1 protein-coding gene is annotated in these 919 nt (G+C 58.7%); it reads left to right on the plus strand.

Features of this window, described 5'->3' with window-relative positions; all coding sequences use genetic code 11:
* Window positions 1-92: 92 nt before the first annotated feature.
* Window positions 93-919, plus strand: an 827-nt coding sequence (locus GAL01_RS15400; RefSeq protein WP_099253409.1) for a DDE-type integrase/transposase/recombinase, incomplete at its 3' end; no start/stop codon positions are given.

Below are 919 nucleotides of genomic sequence, written 5' to 3' on the forward strand. Positions count from 1 at the left end.
TGTCAGGTTGTGAGACGTCATTGGGACGGCGTATCGTGGGCTATTGCCGCTTACGCCCCCTGGTTTGACGTTGAACGCCGGAGTGATTGTTAATGCATCAGATCCATCCGCAATCCCGCACCACACCTGTCGTCCGGGCCGAAATTGCACGCTCGATGGAAGGGACCGGGGTGTTGGCGCGACGCTTCGGCGTCAGCGACGAGACGGTGCGCAAATGGCGCAGGCGTGGAGCCGAGGGATGCACGGATCGAAGCAGTAAACCCCGGTTACTGGCCTGGAAAACGACCGAGGAAGAGCGCGCGATTGTCTGTCATCTTCGTCGCGCCACCGAATTCGGGCTCGATGACCTGACGTTCGTGCTGCGGCACTTCCTGCCTCACCTCAACAGAGATAGCGTCTGGCGTATTCTTAAGGACGCAGGGCTCAACCGACGGCCGACGAAGGAGAGAGTTTGTCCCGTGCGCGGCGACGGCACATTCCGGGACTACGACCTGGGCTATGTCCATATCGACGTGAAGCATCTGCCGAAGCTGCAAACCAAAGATGGCGAGGCCCGTAAACGCTTCCTGTATGTCGAGATCGACCGCTGCTCACGTTTCGTGCATCTGGCCGTCTACGACGCCGAGAATGCTGCCAATGCCGTCGATTTTCTAAAGACCGTCAAAACCGCCTTTCCTTTCCGGATCACGCATATCCTGACCGACCGAGGCTCGTGCTTTACTGCAGACGCCTTCGAGAAAGCCTGTCAGAATGTCGATCGTCGGCGAACCAGAGCGTATTCCCCTCAGACGAACGGTATGGTCGAGCGGTTCAACGGTCGCATCGCAACCGAGGTTCTGCCGATCAACGTCGCACACCACACGGATCTCGAAGTCCTGCTGCATGGGTTCAATCACGCCTATAACCTGCGCCGACAGCG

The sequence above is a fragment of the Gluconobacter albidus genome (assembly GCF_002723915.1).
GTDB classification, from domain to species: Bacteria; Pseudomonadota; Alphaproteobacteria; order Acetobacterales; family Acetobacteraceae; genus Gluconobacter; species Gluconobacter albidus.